The sequence below is a fragment of the Streptomyces sp. NPDC001728 genome, from assembly GCF_040297565.1.
Lineage (GTDB): Bacteria > Actinomycetota > Actinomycetes > Streptomycetales > Streptomycetaceae > Streptomyces.
Genome location: NZ_JBEOZK010000008.1, coordinates 185,487 through 199,161, shown reverse-complemented (window position 1 = coordinate 199,161; position 13,675 = coordinate 185,487). Strand labels below are relative to the sequence as shown.

General features: G+C 73.7%; 13 protein-coding genes. 6 read left to right on the top strand and 7 right to left on the bottom strand.

Features of this window, described 5'->3' with window-relative positions; genetic code table 11:
• Positions 1 to 412: 412 nt before the first annotated feature.
• Positions 413 to 1,054, top strand: coding sequence for an IclR family transcriptional regulator (locus ABT154_RS15145; protein ID WP_015033894.1), 642 nt, complete (start codon positions 413 to 415; stop codon positions 1,052 to 1,054).
• 30 nt (positions 1,055 to 1,084) lie between these two features.
• Here ABT154_RS15145 and ABT154_RS15140 read toward each other — a convergent pair whose 3' ends face one another.
• Entirely contained in the window at positions 1,085 to 2,035 is a 951-nt protein-coding gene (locus ABT154_RS15140; protein ID WP_351857186.1) for a helix-turn-helix domain-containing protein, read from the bottom strand.
• Between the two features lie 93 nt (positions 2,036 to 2,128).
• Here ABT154_RS15140 and ABT154_RS15135 point away from each other — a divergent pair, with 93 nt between their 5' ends.
• The gene (locus ABT154_RS15135; protein WP_351857184.1) at positions 2,129 to 3,379 is read left to right on the top strand and encodes an alpha/beta hydrolase family protein; all 1,251 of its coding nucleotides are present in this window, start codon (positions 2,129 to 2,131) and stop codon (positions 3,377 to 3,379) included.
• Between the two features lie 9 nt (positions 3,380 to 3,388).
• Complete coding sequence (locus tag ABT154_RS15130; protein WP_351857182.1) at positions 3,389 to 4,192, top strand: S16 family serine protease; 804 nt, start codon at positions 3,389 to 3,391, stop codon at positions 4,190 to 4,192.
• Here the strand turns inward: ABT154_RS15130 and ABT154_RS15125 are convergent.
• The 4 genes from ABT154_RS15125 to ABT154_RS15110 all read right to left on the bottom strand — a co-directional run bounded on the left by ABT154_RS15125 (position 4,125) and on the right by ABT154_RS15110 (position 6,928).
• The gene (locus ABT154_RS15125) at positions 4,125 to 5,498 is read right to left on the bottom strand and encodes an MFS transporter (protein WP_351857180.1); all 1,374 of its coding nucleotides are present in this window, start codon (positions 5,496 to 5,498) and stop codon (positions 4,125 to 4,127) included. The genes ABT154_RS15130 and ABT154_RS15125 overlap by 68 nt on opposite strands.
• A gap of 31 nt (positions 5,499 to 5,529) precedes the next feature.
• Complete coding sequence (locus tag ABT154_RS15120; protein ID WP_351857178.1) at positions 5,530 to 5,718, bottom strand: hypothetical protein; 189 nt, start codon at positions 5,716 to 5,718, stop codon at positions 5,530 to 5,532.
• A gap of 19 nt (positions 5,719 to 5,737) precedes the next feature.
• Positions 5,738 to 6,319 (bottom strand): ArsR/SmtB family transcription factor, encoded by a 582-nt coding sequence (locus ABT154_RS15115; RefSeq protein WP_351857176.1) that lies wholly within the window; start codon positions 6,317 to 6,319, stop codon positions 5,738 to 5,740.
• A gap of 132 nt (positions 6,320 to 6,451) precedes the next feature.
• Positions 6,452 to 6,928 carry an Lrp/AsnC family transcriptional regulator gene (locus ABT154_RS15110; protein ID WP_351857174.1) on the bottom strand — a complete coding sequence of 159 codons (477 nt, stop codon included), beginning with the start codon at positions 6,926 to 6,928 and terminating at the stop codon, positions 6,452 to 6,454.
• A gap of 121 nt (positions 6,929 to 7,049) precedes the next feature.
• Here ABT154_RS15110 and hppD point away from each other — a divergent pair, with 121 nt between their 5' ends.
• Positions 7,050 to 8,195, top strand: a complete 1,146-nt coding sequence (gene hppD / locus ABT154_RS15105; RefSeq protein ID WP_317878027.1) for a 4-hydroxyphenylpyruvate dioxygenase — start codon at positions 7,050 to 7,052, stop codon at positions 8,193 to 8,195.
• A 75-nt stretch (positions 8,196 to 8,270) separates the two neighbouring features.
• On the opposite strand, the gene ABT154_RS15100 is transcribed toward hppD, so the two are convergent.
• Positions 8,271 to 9,758 carry a tetratricopeptide repeat protein gene (locus ABT154_RS15100; RefSeq protein ID WP_351857172.1) on the bottom strand — a complete coding sequence of 496 codons (1,488 nt, stop codon included), beginning with the start codon at positions 9,756 to 9,758 and terminating at the stop codon, positions 8,271 to 8,273.
• A gap of 98 nt (positions 9,759 to 9,856) precedes the next feature.
• Here ABT154_RS15100 and ABT154_RS15095 point away from each other — a divergent pair, with 98 nt between their 5' ends.
• Positions 9,857 to 11,224, top strand: coding sequence for an FAD-binding oxidoreductase (locus ABT154_RS15095; RefSeq protein ID WP_317878609.1), 1,368 nt, complete (start codon positions 9,857 to 9,859; stop codon positions 11,222 to 11,224).
• A 29-nt stretch (positions 11,225 to 11,253) separates the two neighbouring features.
• Here the strand turns inward: ABT154_RS15095 and ABT154_RS15090 are convergent, their stop codons facing one another.
• On the bottom strand, positions 11,254 to 11,745 hold the full coding sequence (locus tag ABT154_RS15090; protein WP_351857170.1) for an SsgA family sporulation/cell division regulator: 492 nt from the start codon (positions 11,743 to 11,745) through the stop codon (positions 11,254 to 11,256).
• A 379-nt stretch (positions 11,746 to 12,124) separates the two neighbouring features.
• On the opposite strand from ABT154_RS15090, the gene ABT154_RS15085 reads away from it, so the two are divergent.
• Positions 12,125 to 13,615: an RDD family protein gene (locus tag ABT154_RS15085; protein ID WP_351857168.1), complete on the top strand. Its 1,491-nt coding sequence runs from the start codon at positions 12,125 to 12,127 to the stop codon at positions 13,613 to 13,615.
• Positions 13,616 to 13,675 lie beyond the last annotated feature (60 nt).

Here is a 13,675-nt window from a genome sequence, read left to right as displayed (position 1 = left end):
ACGACGGCGTTCGTACGGGCCTCACTCGTCCCACCGCGGCGGAACCGGCATGTGCGGGACCGGCCTGCGGGACCGGCATCGGAGACCGGCCCCCACGGTCGGCCTCCGGGCGCCTTCCACGCTACGTGCACGATAAAGCCGATCTTGTCCGCCAAAGTCCCGCGTGCGAGCGACGAAAGTCCCGAACCCTCTCTATCCGGTCGCCGACGCCCGGATTCTGGACGAGGTCTTCCGCTGAGCGGAGCGGGTCGCTACTGTCCCGGCTCAAAAGCAATCGCCCCGTGGCAGCGCCGCCGCGGAGCGCAGCCGGTGTACCCCTTCCTGCCGGCGGCCTCTGACGTGTGTCGCCGACGGGACCGGCGACGCGATCCCGTGAGAGCCCGCCGCCACTCACTCCGAAGGAGAGGGCGTCGTGACCGCGGAGACCTCCCAGACGCTCGACCGGGGACTCAGAGTCCTCAAACTGCTCGCCGACACCGACCACGGCCTGACCGTCACCGAGTTGTCCAACAAACTCGGTGTCAACCGGACCGTGGTCTACCGTCTGCTCGCCACTCTCGAACAGCACGCCCTCGTCCGCCGCGACCTCGGCGGGCGCGCCCGCGTCGGCCTCGGAGTGCTGCGGCTCGGCCGCCAGGTCCACCCCCTGGTGCGGGAGGCCGCGCTGCCCGCGCTCCGCTCGCTCGCCGAGGACATCGGGGCGACGGCCCATCTGACGCTGGTGGACGGGGCGGAGGCGCTCGCGGTCGCGGTCGTCGAACCGACCTGGACCGACTACCACGTCGCCTACCGGGCCGGGTTCCGCCACCCGCTCGACCGGGGCGCGGCCGGCCGGGCCATCCTCGCCGCCCGCCAGGGCGGCCTGATCGAACCGGGCTTCACCCTCACCCACGGCGAACTGGAGGCCGGCGCCAGCGGCGCGGCCGCACCACTGGTCGGCGTGACGGGTGTGGAGGGCAGCGTCGGTGTCGTGATGCTCGCGGACGCGGTACCGGAGCGGGTCGGCCCGAGGGTGGTGGACGCGGCCCGAGAGGTCGCGGACGCGCTGAGATAGGCCGCGGGGCGGCTGCGGCCGTCGCCACGGCTACGGCGCCGCCAGCAGCGTGCCCAGGGCCGTCCGTGCGTGGTGGACCGATCTCCCCGTACGGGTGGTCGTGATCAGGCCCGCCGCGCGGAGCGCCGCCGCGTGGGCCGAGGCCGTCGCGTTGCTGACGCCCAGTCGGCGGGCCAGGTCCGTCGTCGTACGGCCATCGTCCAGCGCGTACAGCAGTTCCGTACGCGTGCGGCCGAGGACCGCCGCCAGGGCTTCGGCCGGGGCGGCGGTGCCCGGCACCGGCGGCAGGCCCGCGCCCGCCGGGTAGGTGAGGACCGCCGGGCGCCCCGGCAGGTCCTGGACCAGCGGGCCGCCCCGCCAGTGGAAGGTCGGCAGCAGTACGAGACCCCGGCCGTCGAGCCGGACCTCGCGAGGCGCGCCCGGACACTCCCACACCCCGTCCCGCAGCCGCGAGCCCGGTGCCACGGCCTTCAGGGCGGCGGCGAGACCCCGCTCGGCGGCCGTCAGCGCGTGCCGGGTGAACTCCGCCCGGTGCAGGTCCTGCACCAGCGGCCACACCGGGGCGAGCACCGCCTCGTACGCCGCCCGCTGCGCGCGGTCGAGCGTGCGCCAGGCGCCGGCCTCCCCGTCGTGCAGGGCGCGGACCCACGGAGGTACGCGGCCCCCGCCCGCGTACACCCGCGCCAGCTCGGAACGGACGAACTCCGGCCGTGCCTCGCGGATCAGCGCGAAGCCCTCCTCCCGGGTCTCCCCGAGGACGTCGAGGAAGTACGGGGCCGCCCCGCCCGGCACCAGCTCCGCGAGGGGCTCGGCCGCGCCCGGCAGCGCGCGCAGCAGCCTGCTCCGCCAGCCCCCGAAGAGCAGCCCCTCGTGCGGGGCGCCGAGCATCATCAGGGCCGCGTGCAGCTCGGGGAGGGGCGATGGCCGGGGCGCGAACCGCACCCGGGTGAGGTCCTCCGCCGTGAAGTGGATGCGCAGCACCCCGTCCGTCCCCCTCCGCCGGCGTTCCGCAAGCCTTTCGGGCCGAGCCTGAACCTTCGCGCACGCCCCCGGCCCCACCCCAGGATGCCGTCCATGACCGACCACATGGCATCCGCCCACCGCATCCCACTCGACCACCGCAGCGCGCCCGAGCGCAGAGCATCTGGCCTTGCGTCCGTCCACAGCAGCGCGCCCGCCATCGCAGCCGTCCACCGCAGCGCGCCCAGCCGCCGTACCGTCGCCAGGGGCGCTCTCCTCGGCGCCGCCGCCGTCCTCCTCGGCCCCGCCCCCGCGCGGGCGGCGGCGGCCGGGCCCGTCGCCCCCCGGCTGCCCGCGCCGACCGGGCCCCACCCCGTCGGCCTCCGTACCTACGCCCTCACCGACACCTCCCGGTTCGACCCCTGGGAGCCGGCGAGCGGCGTACGCGAGGTCAAGATCAGCGTCCTGTACCCGGCCCGCACCGTCCGCGGCTGCCCGCGCGTCCCGCAGCTCACTCCCGCCGAGGCGGCGGAGTTCGCCGATCTCGCGCCCTGGGTGCACCCCGGGCTCCCGGCCGGGGGCGTCGACTGGGGCGCTGCCCTCACCCACGGCCACCTGAACGCACCCGCCCTCCCCGGGCGCCGCCCCGTACTCCTCTACGGCCCCGGCGGCGGCGACTCCCGCACCCTGGGCACGAGCCTCGCCGAGGACCTGGCGAGCCACGGCCACGTCGTGGTCCTCGTCGACCATCCCGGCGACGCGAGCCAGGTGGAGCTGCCCACCGGGATGCGGCTCACCGTGCTGCGCGGGAACCCGGACCCGGCGACCTTCCGCACCATGGTCGACACCAGGGTGGCCGACCTCCGCCTCGTCCTCGACCGGCTCGGGAGCCTGCCCCTCGCCCCGGTCATGGACCTCCGCCGGACCGGTGTCTACGGGCACTCGGCGGGCGGCACCGCCGCCGTCCACGCGCTGGCCGCCGACGACCGGATCGGCGCGGGCGTGAACCTGGAGGGCTTTCTCGACCTCGACCCGGCCGCCCTGGACGGCCTCGACCGGCCGCTGCTCATGTTCCGTACCGACGGATTCGAGGAGGCCGCCCGCCTCACATCCTCCTGGGTGGGGATCCCGGCCCCACGGATCACGCTGACCGGCGCCAACCACTGGGTCTTCGGCGACTACGCCTTCCTCGTCCCGCAGCTAACGGCCGCCGGGCTCGTCACCGCGGAGACCAGGACCGCGCTGATCGGACCCGCCGACCCGGCGGCGGCCGTCGCTCGCGTACGGCGCGGGCTGCGGTCCTTCTTCGCCCGGCATCTGCCGGTCCCCGCGCCCCCGGCCCGGCACCGGCGCGTGTCCCAGTAGATTGGGGGCGTGCTCTCCGGTCTCTCCCGCCTCTCCCGTCCTCGTGCGCTCGCGGTGTGCGCCCTGCCCGTCGCCGCGCTCTTCGCCGTCGTCGCGCTCGCGCCGCTGCCGTACGCCATCGCGCAGCCCGGCACCACCGCCGATGTGCTCGGCGAGGACCAGGGGCGGGAGGTCATCACGATCACGGGCGCCCCGGTCCGCCCCACCAAGGGGCAGCTGCGGATGACGACCATCCTCGCGACCGGGCCGTCCACCGAGGTGGATCTCGCGGACGTGACCGACGCCTGGTTCCGTACCGACCGGGCCGTCCTGCCGCACGACTCCGTCTACCCCTCGGGGAAGTCCGACGCCGAGATCGAGAAGCACAACCTCGGGCAGATGCAGGAGTCGCAGGACGCGGCCACCCTCGCCGCCCTCGGGTACCTCAAGAAGGACCCCGAGAAGGTGAAGGTGACCCTGCACCTCGCCGACATCGGCGGGCCCAGTGCCGGACTGCTCTTCTCCCTCGGCATCGTCGACAAGCTCGACGGCGACGGGAACGGCGGTGACCTCACCGGTGGCCGGACCGTCGCCGGTACGGGCACGATCGAACCGGACGGCACGGTCGGCGCCGTCGGCGGCGTCTCCCTCAAGACGCAGGCCGCCGCCCGCGACGGGGCCACCGTCTTCCTCGTACCGAAGGCCGAGTGCTCGGACGCGCGGGCGGAGCTGCCCAAGGGGCTGCGGCTCGTCCCCGTCACCGCGCTCAGCGACGCGGTGTCGTCCCTCCGGAACCTGGAACAGGGACAGGAGTCGAAGGTTCCGTCCTGCTGACGCCGCCTTCGCCGTCCCCGCTGCCCTCGCTCGCGGGCTCCACTTCGGCCTTGGCGTCCGTCGGCACGGCGTGCGGTGCGTCCATCGCCCGCCAGGAGGGGAAGACCAGCGGGCAGAGCGTCGCCAGGAAGTACACCCCGGCGAGGCTGAGCAGCGTGGTGGTGATCCCCACCCGCTCCACCAGGTAACCGGCCGCGAGCCCGCCGAGCGGGGTCGTGAGCAGCACGCTGGCCGTACTGGCGCTGCCGACCCGGCTGCGCAGCCCCTCGGGGACTATCTCGTAGAAGACGGCGCCGAGGATCGGGTTGAGCACCCCGGCCCCGAGACCGCCGAGCGCCATCACCACCAGCAGCGGCGGGGTGGTGTCGGTGACGGCCGCCGTCACGTACACGGGGGCGCCGCAGAGGAGGAAGCCGACCGCCAGGACCGGACGGCGGGGGAAGCGATGACCGACCGCCGCGTACAGCAGGGCGCCGGCGAGGGCGCAGCCGCCGAACACGGCGACGAGCAGGCCGAGCGCCGCCGAACCGCCCAGCTCCTCCCGGGCGTGCACCGGCAGCAGGACCGAACTCCAGCTCTGTGCGAGGCCGTTGGTGACCATCACCATGAGGTTGACGCCGAGGAGCAGCCGGGTGCGCAGCATGAACGAGTAGCCCTCGCGCAGGTCGGCCCGGTACACGGCCGGCGACAACGGCGGTGCTCCGCGCGCCGGTTCGGCGGACGGGACCCCGCGCAGGCCTATGAGGACGAGGAGCGCGGAGACGGCGAAGGTCGCGGCGTCGACGTACAGCACGGTGTCGGCGCCGAGGAAGGCCACGAGCAGGCCGGCGAGGGCGGCGCCGGTCATTCTGGCACCGCGCGAGACGGCGTCGTAGAAGCTGGTGGCGCGGGAGAGCGGGGTGCCGGCCCGCTCGGCCAGGTCGGGCGTGAGGACGTTGCGGGCGGTCTCGCCGGGGGCGTGGAAGAGGCCGGTGACGGCCATCAGCGCGCACAGCATCCAGAACCGGAGCACGCCCGCGTGGTTGAGCAGCGGGATGGCGGCGAGCGCGAGGGCGCAGACGAGGTCGGAGGCGATGGAGACCCGGCGGCGGCCGATCCGGTCGATGACGGGGCCGCCGACGATCGCGGAGAGTATGACCGGCAGGGCGGCGCAGAAGGCGACGAGGCCGGCCTTGCCGGGGCTGCCCGTGGTCTCCAGGGCGAACCAGGGGACGGCGATGAGAGTGAGTGAATTGCCGCTGATGGAGATGGCGTTGGCGGCCAGTACGGTGGCCAGCGGTGCCCGGTCGTTCCGCTTCGTCGTCACGTCGTGTCCCCCCGGTCCCCCCCCGCCCCGGTCACGCGGCCAGAGTGGCCGGTCGACCGGCGGGCGTGACCATACGGAGCCCCAGCTCGACGAGCGTCCAGCCGAGCTGGACGCGGAGGGGCGGCGAGGCCACGCTCGGGACCTCGACGGCCCGGTCGGCGGTGCGGTGCAGTTCGGCGGCGCTCAGGTGGTGCAGCTGGAGGTGGATGTCGGCATGCATGGTCGCGTGGTTCCTTCCGTCAGTTCTCGTGCTGCGGGAACGCGTGCAGGTGCATCCGGACGCGCTCGACGCCGGGGGCGTCCGCGTCGGCGGTGTCGCGGTATTCGTTGATCAGCGTGTGGATCTTCATGTTGAGCTCGCGCAGTTGCTCGGGAGGCAGGGCGAGCGTGAAGTCGCTCATGTTCGAGGCGCCGTACCAGGCCTCGTCCCAGGTGTGGCGGGTGCCGAGCCAGGTCGACATCTCCTGGGCGTGTATGGACGCGATCTCGTGCACGTAGACCTCGACGGCCCCCTGGACCTCGGGGTCCGGGTTCGAGTACAGCGACTCGTCGAAGGTCGTCCCCTGCTGCGCCGCCTTCCACCACCGCTCCCGCCCCTTGCCGCGCGTCGGGTCGTCCTCGACGAAGCCGTGGGCGGCGAGCTGGCGCAGGTGGTAGCTGGTGGCGCCGCTGGACTCGCCGAGCCGGTCCGCGAGCTGGGAGGCGGTGGCGGGTCCGTGGCGGCGCAGGGCGCGCAGCAGCTGGATGCGCAGCGGGTGGGCGAGCCCGCGCAGGGAGCGCGGGTCCAGGCTGCGGCTCAGGAATTCCTCGGGCTCGGACATGACTCAACCGTAGAGTTGCAAAGGATGAGTTGCAACCCCTTTTTTGCAACTCATCCTTTGCATTCACTCCTTTGCGCTCACCGCCCCGCGGTGCTGCCCGTGTGACGCGCCTTCGCGCCGAGCGACGCCGGGCTACAGCGGCTCCCCGCTCGCCGCCTGTTCCACCAGCGGGATGATCCGCAGCGGCACCGGGTTCTCCATCACGATCGCCGTCGACGCCCGCACGATCCCCTCGAAGGCGACCACCTTGTCGATCACCCGCTGGAGGTCCGCGTTGGAGCGGGCGACCAGCCGGCAGAGCATGTCGCCGTGGCCCGTCGTCGTGTGCAGCTCCAGCACCTCCGGCACCGTCGCCAGGTGTTCCCGAACGTCCGCGCCCTGCCCCTGCTTGATCTCCAGGGTCGCGAAGGCCGTGACCGGATAGCCGAGCGCCGCCGGGTCCACCTGCGGTCCGAAGCCCCGGATCACCCCGGTGGCCTGGAGCCGGTCGAGCCGCGCCTGCACCGTGCCCCGGGCCACGCCGAGGCGCCGGGAGGCCTCCAGGACCCCGATGCGCGGCTCGCGCGCGAGGAGCCCGAGCAGCCGTCCGTCCAGATGATCGATCGCCACAGCGGCCTCTCCATGGTCAGGATGTACAAGTCGCACGGCCATACTCGCCGGTTGCTGTGCACAATGACCAGCAGATCAGCGAACTATTGCGCACCTTGCGAAGCGGCGGGACGCTTCTCCCATGACTGAGACCATCGATCACACCCCTTCCACCGCGCGTGAGGCCGATCCCTTCCCGGTCAAGGGAATGGACGCGGTCGTCTTCGCCGTCGGCAATGCCAAGCAGGCCGCGCACTACTACTCCACGGCCTTCGGCATGAAGCTGGTCGCCTACTCCGGACCGGAGAACGGCAGCCGCGAGACCGCCAGTTACGTCCTCACCAACGGCTCCGCCCGTTTCGTGTTCACCTCCGTCATCAAGGTCTCCACCGACCACGGCCGCTTCCTCGCCGACCACGTCGCCGAGCACGGTGACGGCGTCGTCGACCTGGCGATCGAGGTGCCGGACGCCCGCGCCGCGTACGCCTACGCCGTCGAGCACGGCGCCACCGGCCTCACCGAGCCCCACGAGGTCAAGGACGAGAACGGCACCGTCGTCCTCGCCGCCATCGCCACCTACGGCAAGACCCGCCACACCCTCGTCGAGCGCTCCGGCTACGACGGCCCGTACCTCCCCGGGTACGTCGCCGCCGACCCGATCGTCGAGCCGCCGGCCAAGCGCACCTTCCAGGCCATCGACCACTGCGTCGGCAACGTCGAGCTCGGCAAGATGAACGAGTGGGTCGGCTTCTACAACAAGGTCATGGGCTTCACGAACATGAAGGAGTTCGTGGGCGACGACATCGCGACCGAGTACTCGGCCCTGATGTCGAAGGTCGTCGCGGACGGCACCCTCAAGGTGAAGTTCCCGATCAACGAGCCGGCGATCGCGAAGAAGAAGTCGCAGATCGACGAGTACCTGGAGTTCTACGGCGGCGCCGGCGTCCAGCACATCGCCCTCGCCACCAACGACATCGTCGCCTCGGTGCGGGCGATGCGGGCGGCGGGCGTGCGGTTCCTCGACACCCCCGACTCGTACTACGACACCCTCGGCGAGTGGGCCGGCGAGACCCGGGTGCCCGTCGAGACCCTGCGCGAGCTGAAGATCCTCGTCGACCGCGACGAGGACGGCTACCTGCTGCAGATCTTCACCAAGCCGGTCCAGGACCGCCCGACCGTCTTCTTCGAGATGATCGAGCGCCACGGCTCGATGGGCTTCGGCAAGGGCAACTTCAAGGCCCTGTTCGAGGCGATCGAGCGCGAGCAGGAGAAGCGCGGCAACCTCTAGTCGCCCTTCAGGCACGTGTACGCCGTGGGCCCGGGGCGCTGTCGCCCCGGGCCCACACGCGCGTACCGCCCGTCCCTAGACCCCGGCGGGCTTCGCGGCGGGCTTCGGCGCGGGCTCCGGAGCCGGCTTCGTGTCGGGCTTCTCCGCCCGCTTCTCCTGCCGCGCCCGCGGCCTCACCGGCTCCTCCGGCGGGACCTCCCTCGGCCGCAGTTCCTTCGGGAGTTCGTCCGAGGGCTCGCCGAGCGCCGCCACCGCCTCCGCCGCCCTCGGCGCAAGCAGCGGCGAGAAGGCCGGATTGATCCGCAGCGCCTGCGCCAGATGGCGGCGGGCCGGGCCGGTCAGCTCCAGGGTCCGTTCGATCTCGCCCCGGTGGTACGCGAACAGCGCACTCCGCAGCCCCTCGTCCGTGGCCCGCTTCGCGTACTCCAGCGCCTCCTGGGACTCACCCGACCGGTGCAGCGCCCAGCCCAGCGCGTCCGCCACCGCCACCGAACGGTGCCCGCGCGCCCACTCCGCCCGCATCCGCCGCACTGCCGCCGCCGGGTCGCCGTGGTCCGCGTCGAGCAGCCCGAGGGCTACCTCCCCGCGCGCCCACGTGCCCGTCCGCAGCCGCTCGTACAGCGCCCGCGCGTCCCCGTCCAGGCCGACCGCCTCGTGCAGCTCGCCCGCCTCCAGGACGTACTCCGGCAGCGGCAGCCGGGCCAGCGCCGCCCGCCAGTCCCGCAGCGCCTCGTCCGGACGGCCGAGCGCCGCCAGCGCCCGCGCCCGCCCGGCCAGCGAGGGCCCGTGGTCCGGTACGAGCCGCAGCGCCGCCCCGAACTGCGCCAGCGCCTCCTCCGGCTCGCCCCGCTCCCACGCCAGGTCCCCGAGCCGGGCCAGCGACGCCGCCTTCTCCGCGTCCGTCTCCGCGAGCGCCGCCGCGTCCAGCGCCGCCGCGTCCGCGTCCTCGCGCCAGCCCCGGTCCCGGAAGGACCGCGCGGCCCGGGAACGCGTCAACGCGCCCGCGTGGAGCCCTTCCAGACCCTCCATGGCCTTCTGGGCCGCCCCGTACTCCCCGAGGCCGTTGTACGCGTCGATCAGCACCGGATAGACCGGCCAGCGCTTCGGATCCGCCTTCCGCACCCGCTCGCCCCACTGCTTCGCCGCCCGCCAGTCGCCGCGCGCCCCCGCGAGCGCCCCGAGCCCCAGCTGCGCGTCCAGGTTCCCGCTCGCCGCCGGCCGTTCCGCGAGGGACCGGCGCAGCGCCCGCTCGGCCCGCGGATAGTCCCGTACGTCCCCCAGGCGGGTGCCCCGCTCCGTGTACGCCGTCCCGAGCGCCGCCCAGGAGGCGTCGTCGTCCGGGTGGGCGCGCAGCCACGTCTCACGGTCGGTGATCAGCGCGGCCAGGTCCGGGAGCGCCGCCTGCGCGCCCGCGTGGGCCGCGATCGTCGCACGCTCCGCCGGTCCGGGCGGGGGCGGCGGACCCTGGCCGACGAGCTCGGGGACGTACAGCAGTGCCGTCGCCGCGAGCACCGCGCCCACTCCGGCCGCCAGGACCGTCCTCGACACGTTCTGGGTCTTCATGGCGCTCACTCTGCGCCCGTGCGCACCTGTACGAAGAGCACACGATGCGCCTGCTCCGGCGGGTTCACACCGATGGCCCCGGGTGCCACGCTGGAGGCATGGACGATCTTCTGACGCGGCTGCGCGCCGGGCTTCCCGCCGAGGCGCTGCTCACCGATCCGGACGTGACGGACTCCTACTCCCGCGACATGGCGAGCTTCTGCGCGGCGGGCACCCCCGCCGTCGTCGTGCTCCCGCGCACGGTCGAACAGGTCCAGCACGTCATGCGCACCGCGACCGAACTCCGCGTCCCCGTCGTCCCCCAGGGGGCCCGTACCGGCCTGTCCGGCGGCGCGAACGCCTCCGAGGGCTGCATCGTGCTCTCCCTGGTCAAGATGGACCGCATCCTGGAGATCAACCCGGTCGACCGGATCGCCGTCGTCGAACCGGGCGTGATCAACGCCGTGCTGTCACGGGCCGTCGCCGAACACGGCCTGTACTACCCGCCGGACCCGTCCAGCTGGGAGACGTGCACCATCGGCGGGAACATCGGCACCGCCTCGGGGGGCCTGTGCTGCGTGAAGTACGGGGTGACCGCCGAGTACGTCCTCGGCCTCGACGTCGTCCTCGCCGACGGCCGCCTCCTGCGCACCGGGCGCCGCACCGCCAAGGGCGTCGCCGGCTATGACCTGACCCGGCTCTTCGTCGGTTCCGAGGGCAGCCTCGGTGTCGTCGTCGGGGCGGTGCTCGCGCTCAGGCCGCAGCCCCCGGTGCAGCTCGCGCTCGCCGCCGAGTTCCCCTCCGCAGCCGCCGCCTGCGAGGCCGTCTGCGCGATCATGGAGCGCGGCCACACCCCGTCGCTGCTCGAACTCATGGACCGCACCACCGTCCAGGCGGTCAACAAGCTGGCGCGCATGGGTCTGCCGGACACCACCGAGGCGCTGCTCCTGTGCGCCTTCGACACCCCGGACCCGGCCGCCGACCTGGCCGCCGTCGGGGAGCTGTGCACGGCGGCGGGCGCCACCGAGGTCGTCCCGGCCGCCGACGCGGCGGAGTCCGAACTGCTCCTCCAGGCACGCCGGCTCTCCCTCACCGCCCTGGAGACGATCAAGTCCGCGACGATGATCGACGACGTGTGCGTGCCGCGGACGCGGCTCGCCGAGATGCTGGACGGCACGGCGGCGGTCGCGGAGAAGTACGGCCTGACCATCGGCGTCTGCGCGCACGCCGGTGACGGCAACACCCACCCCGTGGTCTGCTTCGACCACACCGACGAGGACGAGTCGCGGCGCGCGCGGGAGTCCTTCGACGAGATCATGGCGCTCGGGCTCGCGCTCGGCGGCACGATCACCGGCGAACACGGCGTCGGCGTCCTCAAGAAGGAGTGGCTGGCACGGGAGCTCGGGCCGGTCGGTCTGGAACTCCAGCGCGGGATCAAGGCGACCTTCGACCCGCTGGGGCTGCTCAACCCCGGAAAGCTCTTCTGAATCCGCCTCCACGCGTACGCGTGGAGGGGTCACAGCTCGCCGTCCTGCGACTCGTCCGACGGCCACGGGTCGCGCAGCCACAGGTCGTCGGCGATCACGGTGGTCGCCAGGAGTTCGGCGAGCCCGTCGTCGATGCCGAGGCGCTCGGACTCGGTGCCCGGCGGCACCGCGCGCAGGGTCCGCTCCAGCCAGGCGGACACCTGCGCCGACGGGGCTTCCAGCAGGGCTTCGCCGTCGGGGGAGGAGAGTGCCATCAGGATGACGCTGCGGCCGTCGACCTTCGTCGGCCAGATGCGGACGTCACCGTGCCCGCAGGCCCGGAACACGCCCTCGACGAGCAGTTCGCGCGCGAAGGTCCAGTTGACCGGGTACTCCGTGCCGATGTGGAAGGTGATGTGCACGGCGTACGGGTCGTCGGTGCGGTAGGCGAGCCGGGCGGGGACCGGGATGGCCCGCTCGGGGGAGAGGACCAGCTTCAGTTCCAGCTCGCGTTCGACGGTGGTGTTGTCGGTGTTCTGCATGGCCGTACTCCCTCGCGTGGACGGGCCCCGGACGGGCCTTCACAGGGAGAGAGCGGGGTACCCGCGACTCATTACGCGACTTCGGGAAGTTTTTTCGGGAAGTTTTTTCCCGGGGGTCCCATGGGTAGGTCACGAGCCGGGCGTGGGCGGGGCGCGGGACGGGCGCGGATCGGTCACGCGGACGGTACGAGCGCCTGATGTACCGGCCCGAACATCACGGGGAGTGACTGATTCCGGTACGTGTCTCCCCGAAGGCGTCCTTTCTCGCGGGCTCTTTGTTCCCTCGGGGACGTTCTTCGTTACTGTCCTCCTTGGGCGCGGCACGCCCGGCACGCGGCCGCGCGGTTCAAGGGCGTTGTGACTGAACGGAGTCGGGGCAGTGGCTACTCCACCCGGAGGCGGCGGAGAGGTTCCGCAGGCGGGGTACTACCCGGACCCCTCGATTCCCGGATACATCCGGTACTGGAACGGGGGCGCCTGGGTTCCCGGTACGAGCCGGCCCGCGCCCACGGACGGTGCCGCTCCGTCCCCTCCGCCGGCCTCGTCGGCCCCGGCCGGCCCGATCCTGGCCTCGGGCCCGGCGCCCGCGCCGGTCGTGGCGCCCGCGCAGTCCTCCACCACGGTCCCGACCCGGGTCCAGGCCCCCGCACACGTACCGGCCCAGGCACAGACACCGGATCAGGCGCCGGTCCAGGCACCGGTCCAGGCGTGGACCGAGGCACCGGCGCGCGCCGAGGTCCCCGCGCAGAGCCCGGCACCTGCACCCGCCCCGGCCCCCGCACCCGCCCCCGTACCCGCCGTCGAGGAGACCGGCCCCGTCTTCTTCGACGAGGAGCCCCTCGCCCCGGAGCCCGTGGCCCCCGAGCCCGCCTCCGCCTGGCAGGCCGACACCTCACGGCAGACCGGGTTCGGCGGCGACCGTGACCAGAAGGTCTCCTGGGGCGCACCCCAGGACCCCGCGGCCCCCGTGAGCCCCCAGACCCCCGTGAGCCCCGCGCCCGACCCGCGCACCCCGGCGGACTGGCCGGTCGCCGGTGGCGGAGAGCCCGCCGAGGCGGCGCCCGCGCGGCCCGCGGACCCGCGAACCGCCGCGGGAGCCGCGCGACTCGGCGGCATGCCCGTCACGCCGATCCCCACGCCCGCCCCGGCACCGCAGCGACTCCGGCCCGAACCGCAGCCCCGCCCGGCCCCCGAGCCCGTGCCGACCGCCGCCGCCCCGGCGCCCGCCCCCGTACCGCAGGCCCAGGCGGCCCCCGCGCCGCACGTCCAGGCGGCCCCCGCCACCCCTTCCTGGGCCCAGCAGCCGCCGCAGGAACAGCAGCAGCCGGTCGCGCCCTGGAAGCCGCCCGTCGACGACGTGTTCGTGCGGGCGGCCCGCGAGCAGTCCTCCGCGCGCCCCGCCGGGCTCGGCAGGCGGTTGCTCGCCCGAGTGATCGACACGGTCGTCCTGGGCGCGCTCTCCGGCGCCGCCGCGTACCCCTTCGTGACGGCGGCCCTCGACCACATCGACGGCAAGATCGAGGAGGCCAAGCAGTCCGGCGTCACCGTCCAGGTCTGGCTGGTGGATTCGACCACCTCGGTGCAGTTCGGCATCGCGCTGGCCGCGCTGGTCCTCCTCGGCGTCCTGTACGAGGTGCTTCCCACCGCCCGGTGGGGCCGGACCCTGGGCAAGAAGCTGTGCGGGATCGAGGTGCGGGACATCGAGGCGCACCAGCCGCCGGCGTTCGGCGCGTCGCTGCGCCGCTGGCTGGTCTACGGCGTCCTCAACCTCCTGGTCGTCGGTGTCCTCAACGTGCTGTGGTGCCTCGTCGACCGCCCGTGGCGCCAGTGCTGGCACGACAAGGCCGCCCGTACCTTCGTGGCGCGCTGACGGGGCGGCGACACGCCCGCGCGTGACTCCGCGCGGGCGAGCGTCCCCCGAACGGGGGGT